This is a genomic window from Pseudoalteromonas sp. SG44-8 (genome assembly GCF_014164125.1).
GTDB lineage: Bacteria > Pseudomonadota > Gammaproteobacteria > Enterobacterales > Alteromonadaceae > Pseudoalteromonas > Pseudoalteromonas rhizosphaerae.
This window is the reverse complement of the sequence record NZ_JACJEQ010000039.1, coordinates 23,491-32,325: the sequence shown is the minus strand read 5'-3', so window position 1 is coordinate 32,325 and position 8,835 is coordinate 23,491. Positions and strand designations below refer to the sequence as shown.

At 41.0% G+C, this 8,835-nt stretch carries 7 protein-coding genes; 4 read left to right on the top strand and 3 right to left on the bottom strand.

From position 1 onward, the window contains the following. The first annotated feature begins 73 nt into the window (after positions 1-73). Positions 74-427, top strand: a complete 354-nt coding sequence (locus H5163_RS19470) for a 2OG-Fe(II) oxygenase (protein WP_145242732.1) — start codon at positions 74-76, stop codon at positions 425-427. 6 nt (positions 428-433) lie between these two features. Here the strand turns inward: H5163_RS19470 and H5163_RS19465 are convergent, their stop codons facing one another. Beyond that, complete coding sequence (locus H5163_RS19465) at positions 434-1,852, bottom strand: mannose-1-phosphate guanylyltransferase/mannose-6-phosphate isomerase (protein WP_182732559.1); 1,419 nt, start codon at positions 1,850-1,852, stop codon at positions 434-436. 172 nt (positions 1,853-2,024) lie between these two features. Between H5163_RS19465 and H5163_RS19460 the strand changes: the two genes are divergently transcribed. Both H5163_RS19460 and H5163_RS19455 read left to right on the top strand, forming a co-directional pair. Then, positions 2,025-5,297: a methyl-accepting chemotaxis protein gene (locus H5163_RS19460; protein WP_182735770.1), complete on the top strand. Its 3,273-nt coding sequence runs from the start codon at positions 2,025-2,027 to the stop codon at positions 5,295-5,297. Positions 5,298-5,450: 153 nt separating this feature from the next. After that, entirely contained in the window at positions 5,451-5,891 is a 441-nt protein-coding gene (locus tag H5163_RS19455; protein ID WP_259399836.1) for a DUF4124 domain-containing protein, read from the top strand. 2 nt (positions 5,892-5,893) lie between these two features. Here H5163_RS19455 and H5163_RS19450 read toward each other — a convergent pair whose 3' ends face one another. Then, positions 5,894-7,009, bottom strand: a complete 1,116-nt coding sequence (locus H5163_RS19450; protein WP_182735769.1) for an aminotransferase class V-fold PLP-dependent enzyme — start codon at positions 7,007-7,009, stop codon at positions 5,894-5,896. 1 nt (position 7,010) lies between these two features. After that, positions 7,011-8,189, bottom strand: coding sequence for a monodechloroaminopyrrolnitrin synthase PrnB family protein (locus H5163_RS19445; protein ID WP_404936112.1), 1,179 nt, complete (start codon positions 8,187-8,189; stop codon positions 7,011-7,013). Between the two features lie 137 nt (positions 8,190-8,326). On the opposite strand from H5163_RS19445, the gene H5163_RS19440 reads away from it, so the two are divergent. Next, positions 8,327-8,785 (top strand): Lrp/AsnC family transcriptional regulator, encoded by a 459-nt coding sequence (locus tag H5163_RS19440; protein ID WP_182732562.1) that lies wholly within the window; start codon positions 8,327-8,329, stop codon positions 8,783-8,785. The last annotated feature ends 50 nt before the right edge of the window (positions 8,786-8,835 follow it).

Sequence of the window (8,835 nt, the reverse complement as noted above, 5' to 3'; positions counted from 1 at the left end):
TTGAAGAATTGGGGGGTTGGCGAGTTGGCGAGTTGGCGAGTTGGCGAAGTTAAAGTAATAAGGAAAAGATACAATGGCTATTTTTAAAAATTTATTTCGCTGGCAGCGTGGCAGGCAAGATTCGGGCTATGACAAAATGCTTCTGTGTGGCGCCCATTGGCCAGTAAAGTTTGATACTTATTTAATTAAGTTTCCCGTTGGTAGTGAAATAAAGCCCCATACAGATAAAGTAAAAAAAGGTAAGCATTTTCGTTTAAATCTCATTATCAAACGTGCCCAACTGGGCGGTGAGTTTATGTGCGAAAACACCTTATTTCAAAGCCAGCGTATAAAACTATTTAGGCCCGATATAACTCAGCATGCAGTAACCAAAATAGAAAAAGGTAGTCGTTATATATTAAGTATTGGCTGGGTTAAAAGCGATTAACCTTCACTATTTTCTACCATACTGATCGTCAAAACGTTCAATATCCGTTTCATCTAAAACGCTGCCAGTTTGTACTTCTATAAGAATAAGTGGCTCATTTTGCGTGTTTGCTAAACTGTGAATGTGACCGGCGGCTATATAGCAAGATTGATCGGCAGTAAGCCTGTGTGCTTGGCCATCAATACGCACATCAGCAATGCCAGAGACGACAACCCAATGTTCAGCGCGGTGCTGATGGCGCTGCGTTGAAAGTTTGCCAGCTGGGCTGACAATAATTTTTTTCACTTTAAAGCCGGTGCCTGCAATTAACACTCGGTAACTACCCCACGGTCGATACACGGCTTGATGATGGATCAATTTATCACCGTGCTTAACGGCTAATTGCTTTAATAGTTCCGGAAGCTGCTCTAATTGGCTTTTGCTCGCGACTAAAGTTGCATCATGGGTGTGAATAATCGCTAAATCACTCACCCCAAGAGCTGCGATACTATGACCTTCTTCACCGCTGAGCAAGTTGTTATGGCTATGTAAAACCACGTCATCTGTGCTTAGGCTATTGCCTTGCTCGTCTTTATCGGCACTTTGCCATAGCGCATTAAAACCGCCGACATCATTCCAATTCAGCGCTAAAGGCAGCACCGCCACATTTGGGCTGCGTTCTAAAATAGCATAGTCGATTGAATCACTTGGACAGTTTTTTAAGACTTCATTATTGGCACGGGTAAAACCTAAGTCACCACTGAAATTGGCGGCTGCTGCAATGCAACTGGCGATTTTTGGTGCAAAACGCTCAAGTTCAGCAAGGTATGCGCTAGGAGTGAATAAAAACATTCCACTGTTCCAGCTATATTCGCCACTGGCAAGATATTGCTGTGCTAATAGTAGACTGGGCTTTTCTTTAAATTGATCAACTTCATAGCAGTTTGAAGATGCTATTTTAGTGCCATTTTTAATATAACCGTAACCGCAATGGGCTGAGTCTGGCTCAATTGCAAAGGTAATTAACTTGCCCTGTTGCGCCAAGCTTATCGCATCAGGAAGTTGCTCTATTAACAACTCAAAGTTATCAATATGATGATCGGCTGGAATCACTAATAAAGGTTTATCAAGCCCTTGCTGTAATGCGTATTGTGCTGCCAATGCGATGGCGGGAGCAGTATTTTTGCCATCAGGCTCTAATAGTAACGCCATGGTTGCAACACCGATTTGCTGGCATTGGCTGCTGACAATAAAGCGATGCTGTTCATTACAAACCAAAATCGGATCAGTAAAACATGAGTCAGAGACTCTATTTAAGGTACTTTGCAATAATGACTCATCTCCCAGTAAAGGTAAAAACTGTTTTGGCATAGCTTGGCGCGATAATGGCCATAACCGCGAACCGATACCACCGGCCAATACAACTGGAATAATGGAGTTTTTCATAGCAAACACACTTAAATTTGAATGCCCGTAGTTTAACAGAGTATAGCGATTGCATTACAGCAACTAAAAAATCTATTTTTCGTCATCGACTCGCTTTTAATTCAAGCTGTTCTACACTAAATCTTAATTACCTATATTAGGTTTACAGCTTTGCTTTGATAAGGATGTTGTTATGGCTAACCAAACCCGTTCATTCGGAAATTTTGTACGTAATATTGGCTTGACTAAAAAGCTTGTTATTGCCTTTTTGCTCGTTGCATTAATTCCCTTGGCGATAGCCATCAGTCTTGCACTGTATAACTCGGCTACTGCTTTAAATAAACAAACTTATGCTCAATTAGAAGCGGTTAGTGAAATTAAAAAAAGCGCCATTGAAAGGCATTTTGCCGATATACATGCGCAATTATTATTTTTAGCACAAAGCCCTTTACTCCACACCGCAGCAGATGAACTTAGCCGTGCATTTAAAGAGCCCTATACAACATCTCTCGACAGCACCGCAGAGCAACAGCTGGCAGATTACTATCACAACGACTTTAATACTAAATACCGGCTTAAAAACGAAGACAAATTGCCAACTTCTGAGCTGCTTTCCACACTTTCACCCACGGCTAAATATTGGCAATCACAATACCTAGCAGATAACCCATACCCACTTGGCGAGAAAGCAAAATTAGTACAAGCAAGTGCTGATAATAACTACAATTTACTACACAGCAAATACCATAGTTTTTTACTAAATTTTGCGCAAAAATTTGATTTTTATGATGTCTTTATCATCGACAATCGCAGCGCTGAAGTAGTTTACTCTGTTTACAAAGAAGTTGACTTTGCCACTTCTTTACTCGATGGACCTTATGCTAATAGCAACCTAGCATTGGCATTTAAACAAGCAAAAATGATCAATGAAGATGAAATAACCTTTGTCGATTATCAGCAATATTTGCCATCTTATAATGCACCAGCCAGTTTTATCGCCACCCCAATTTATAACCAAGGCGTACATACCAGCACCTTGATTTTTCAACTATCCATTGATGCCCTAAATGTCATTATGACTGAGCGGGCTGGCTTAGGTACAAGTGGCGAGACATATTTAGTCGGACCTGATTTTTTAATGCGTTCTGATTCCTTTCTCGACCCCGAAAACCGCTCAGTTGTAAATTCTTTTCGCTATCCAAGCATAGGTAAAGTAAAAACGCTGGCAACTGAGCTTACTCAGCAAGGTAAAAAAGGTCAGCAAGTAATCACCGATTATAGCGGCTCCTTAGTACTGTCGTCTTATCAACCTATTAACGTATTAGGTATACAGTGGTCATTACTGGCTGAAATAGATAAAAAAGAAGCTTTTGCCACAGTCAGTCATTTAACGACGATTCTCATTAGCACCTTAATAATATCGATCATTGCCATTACTCTGGTCGCTATTTGGTTTGCTCGTTCGCTCACCCGCCCTGTGCAATTACTTGTCGACACAATGCGTCACGTTGAACAAAAAGGTGATTTTTCGGTACGAACGCCTGTGCTTTCGAATGATGAAATAGGTTCATCGGCAAGTGCTTTTAATTGCCTCCTTGATGCGCTGCAAAGCTCTATTTCCCAAACCAATACGGTTATGAATAAAATGGCCGCAGGTGAATTTAACCACCGAATTAGTGCGCCCTGCAAAGGTGAATTAGATTCCTTAAAACAGGCCACAAATAATTGCGCAGACTCGCTAGAGCAAGCAATGAGTGAAATAAATCATATTATAGATGAAATGAGCCAAGGAAATTTTAACAGCCAAATAACAACCCCAATGCAGGGACAGCTGGCCACCTTAAAACAAAATATAAATGGCTCTCTGCAATCGCTAAATAGCACCATTACTGAAATTGTCGGGGTAATGAGCCATATCGAACATGGTGACTTTAAACAACAGGTTACGGTAGCCGCACAAGGCTCTTTGGCACAATTAAAAAACAGTGTGAATAATTCAGTACACAGTTTAGCGGGAGCAGTAAGTGATATCAGTCGCGTAATGAGCGCACTTCACGATGGGGATTTTTCACAACACCTTGAGCAACCTCTACAAGGCCAGTTAGCCACACTTAAAAATGATATCAACGCGAGCGTCGACAATCTCGCGTTAATCATTAAAAATATTAACGATGTTATGGCAGCCGTAAATGCTGGCAACTTTAAACAACAAGTAAATTGCAGTGCCAATGGCCAATTATCAACTTTAAAGCATAATATTAATAACTCAATTATGGGTTTAGACACTGCTGTAAGTGAAATATCAAACGTTATGCTGGCGATCAGTAAAGGTAACTTCGAGCAGACAATCGATAGCGATATGAATGGCCAACTCAATGTACTTAAAGATGATGTAAATAGCTCTATTAGCAATTTGAGTATTGTTATTGCTGAACTCGCGCGCGTTATGGCAGCTATGCGTAGCGGTGATTTTAATCAACAACTAGAGACAAACATGCAAGGCCAATTAGCGCAGCTGCAAAATGATGTGAACAGTTCTTTGACCATCACCGCAGATGCAATCGCAGAGGTAACTAAGGTATTAAGCGGGCTTGCTCAAGGCAATTTAAATCAACAAGTACAGCAGGATTACCAAGGTGTATTTGCTACATTAAAAGCAGATGTAAATCAAACGATTGAAAAACTTACCAGTGTTATTAGCAGCATCCAAGACTCTGCCTTAAGAGTATCACAAAGCGCCGCAGAGATAGCAGAGAGTAACACCGAAATAAGTCAACGCACTGAAGAGCAAGCAGCCAATTTAGAAGAAGCCAGTGCTAGCAGCAGTAACATGCTAGATGAAATAGCAGCCATTGCTAAGCAAGCTAACGAAGCGGTTAAGCTTGCAGAAAACGCTCAAATGAGCGCAACCGAAGGGGGCGAGCTATCCATACAAACGGTTCATGCCATTGTTGAGGTCAATAATTCCAGTAAGGATATTAATGAAATTGTCTCTGTTATTGATGAAATAGCATTTCAAACCAATTTATTAGCTCTCAACGCAGCGGTAGAAGCTGCCAGAGCTGGCGAGCATGGTCGCGGGTTTGCGGTCGTTGCCAATGAGGTTAGAGAATTAGCTGGACGTAGCGCAACCTCGGCGAAACAAATTAAAACTATAATAAGCAACAGCAACCAAAAAATTAGTCACGGTACCGCCCTTGCTAACTCATCAGGTGAGAAACTAAAGCAAATTGTCAGCGCTGTGGCTGATGTTAACCATATGATAGTGTCTATCAATAGCTCTTCGATTACCCAACAACAGGCAATTAAAGAGGTAGATATTGTGGTACAACGCCTAACAACCTTGATCCAAGAAAACTCAGCGATGACTGAAGAAACCATGGCTGCGGCAAAACAAATGGCAGATCAAGCCAACACTATGCGTCACTTGCTCGGGTATTTTTCACTGCAAAAGGCACCGTTATAAGGAAAATAAATTCACTAATAAATAGCAACGATTAATTGGCGATTCAAATTAACAAACTTGATAAACTAGCTGCACTGGATATTTTAATGCAAATTTAGGGATTCATAAGTGTACTTGCGACAACTTCAGTTAACAATGGTTTGTGCCTTAGCGATGCTGATACCACCAGCAGCTGTGGCTACGGCTGCTTACCAATGCACGGTTGATGGCGTGGCTACCTTTAGTCAACTACCTTGTGGTGACGATGCTAAAGAAATAAAAATTCCACCAACTAATGTGACCCAAGCAACTAATACGCAACAAAGCAAAGATATCATGGCGTCTGTAGATAGTTATGTTGCGATGCAAAAAATTGATCGTGAAATTGCAGTTTATCAACGAGAAATGAAGCAACTTCAAGATACTCTTGCAGAACAAAAAACCAAAATAAACTATATGACGCAAGACTCTGCAAATAAAATGGGTGCAAACTCAATTGCTGATGCTATAGCAAAACGCACAGCACAAGCTGAGCAACGCATTGAGCCGAAAATAAAGCAGTATCAGCAACAAATTGATGCGTTAAAAGCGTTTAAAACGCAACTAAGCCAATAAATTTAGCTTAGGGTTTGTTTAACCACTTTTATTAGCTGTGCTATATCACTACTGTTGTTATAAATATGCGGTGAAACTCGCACCCCATATGCTCGCGCATCGACACTTATATTCGCCTGAGACAGCGCGCTTAATACCGCTGGCTGTTGCTCGCCAAAATTTAAAATAGCTGTACCGCTACGTTTTTCTGGCGTTGTTGGTGACACCAAATATGGCCTAAACTCTGCACTTAATTGTTCAAGTAGCGCCAAGTTGTGCGCTCGCACTGTTGCAACACCTAATTTAGCAAAGTAACCAATGCTATGCCCTGCGAGTACAAATGGTGCAATCGATGGAGTGCCGCCCCAAAAACGCAATGCGCTATCATGATAAGCAAAGTGATGAATATCAAACTCAAATGGATTTTGATGTGAAAACCACCCTACATCTTGTGGTTCGCACACATTTAATTGCGCCTGGCTTACCCATAAATATGCCGCACCGGGACCTGAGCATAACCACTTAACGCTGGAACCAATCATAAAATCAGCATCAACTTGGCTTAAATCTAGAGGCAATACACCAGCTGACTGCGCCACATCAACAAGACTCAAACAGCCTGCGTGCTTACACAGTTGCGTAATTTCAGCTACTGGCGCTTGCTGGCCAGTATTTGAATAAGCGTGACTAATAAATACTAAATCAATATCTGTTTGAATATATTGTTGCCATTGCACGCTATCAGTTAAATCTACGTGTTCAGGAATAAACTTTATTTCAGCGCTACTAGCCAGCGCTTTTTGCATTGCAAACCCCATGCTAGGAAAGTCACTTTGCGCCATCAACACCTTACAATTAGCTTGCCGTAAGCGAGGATGCGACATAACTAACTTTGTTAAAGCGCTCGATAAATTTACTTGTGGGCAAAATTGCCTGCTCGGTGAATTAAACAATGTACTGAGCGCCTGAGTAAAGCGTTCAATGGCTGGCAGCCACTGCTGCCATGGCTCTTTATTACTCGCTTGCCAAGGAGCAAAAAAGTGCTGGTTAAAATCATCTTGGCTGCTTTTCAGTGCACGGCCAACAGAGTGATTTAGCAAGTAACAGCCTGCGGCAAGATTAAAGTCATCTTTGTACATATTAATTACTCACCCATTGCTTTAATTGTGCTAAATCATCATAACGAGTTCTTATATCATCACGCTTTGCTGCTGCTCGACGATCTCTTAATTGTTCAAGAGAATCCAATAACACATGCAATGGCGGACCGCTGGCAGTTACTTTATTCATATGTTGCTGTTGCATGTGTTGAGCTGGCTGAGCTATAAACTTACTAACCAGTTGATTATGATGACCTATTGCAGTATCGCCATGCAGCTTACATACTTGTATAAACAACTTGGCATTGGTTTTAAACCACGAGCTATGGCGGGTATCTCCTGCCGCTAAAAAGTCATCCATTATGCTTGGCATACGCATAGACTCTCGCAGAATTTGCTGATCTTCAGGCATCATATATAAAAATTTATCCACCAGCATTTGTGAGTAACTCGGTTCGTTGGCAAAGCATAAACCTAACAGCATATCTATAACGTTAATTCCGGCAAAATCTCCCGCATTGGCTCCACGGTAAACCTCTTTGCCAACCCGATACGGCTTATAGTAAGGACGTACACAGAAAAAGAATCGCTCGGTGTCTAACTGATTATATAAAGCCGTATTCGATTCAATCACATCGACCAACGCCTGCTTGGCAACTTTAAGTAAATCACCGCATAGCGGATGCGAAATACCTAATGGCTGAATTTTTAATAATGCGTCAGCTGCTCGCTTATAGGCTAAAATCCCTTTGGTATTGTAATCAATAAATAATTTTTCATCTGGCAGATCCGTAAAGCGCTTATAAAGGCCATTAATCGCCTTATTATGGGTGGTTAAGTGAGCCGTCGCAAAACGCGGAGTAACCCCAATTGATGCACCAATATGCATGGCTAGTGCCGAGGCCTCGACTAAAGGGGAGGTTGTTTCGCGCGATGGTTCAGTGATCTCATGGCGTCGACAAGCCGCCATAAATAATCCTACATTGCCAAGTAAATCAAACGCACGATCAAATCCTTCATCAGTATTGCCTTCTGCCAGTAACTTACGAATATGCGCATTACCCTCAGCCTCTAACTGATGCTTAAATTGCTCCCCGACAAATTCTACGTTAGCTTTATCTTCTTGTTGCCAATAGATAGCCTCTAGTTGACTATTAATTTCTACAAAGCGGGTTCTGAGCCACTCATCAAATGCCTGGGTATTATTACTCACAGGTATTACTCCATACCAAATTTTATTGCATTTAGGTTAACAGATAACATAGAGCACAAATCAGCAAAACCACTAATAAAAACCCATACAATTAGTGATATTCACTCTATAATCACCATTAAATAAAATTTATTGTCATAGTTATGAGTTTAGATAAAAAAGATCAACAATTACTAACGTTGTTACAAAGCAATGCGCGCACCTCTGTATCAGAACTTGCAACAACTGTAAGTCTATCGGATACCCCTTGTTTGAGACGTATAAAAAAACTTGAAGCAAGCAAGGTGATCACTGGCTATCACGCAGCCTTAAACCCACGCGCACTCGGGTTAAACGTGCTGGTCTATGCGTTTGTGCGGTTGAGCCAAAATTCCGCCAGTGCGGCAAATATGTTTGAAGAACACGTGGAAAAACTGAATCATGTACTGGAGTGCTCTGTCATATCAGGAAGCTATGATTACTTATTGAAGATTATTGCTACCGATTTAGAAAGCTACGAAAGTTTTGTTAAATATAAGCTAGGGAGTATTGATTGTATTGCTAACATTGAGTCTACAGTGGTTTTAAAGCAAACATTTAGCAAAAAGCAGCTACCACTTTAAAAAATAATACTATTTAGTGCCGATTCGCTATACTGAAATATCACTATAAA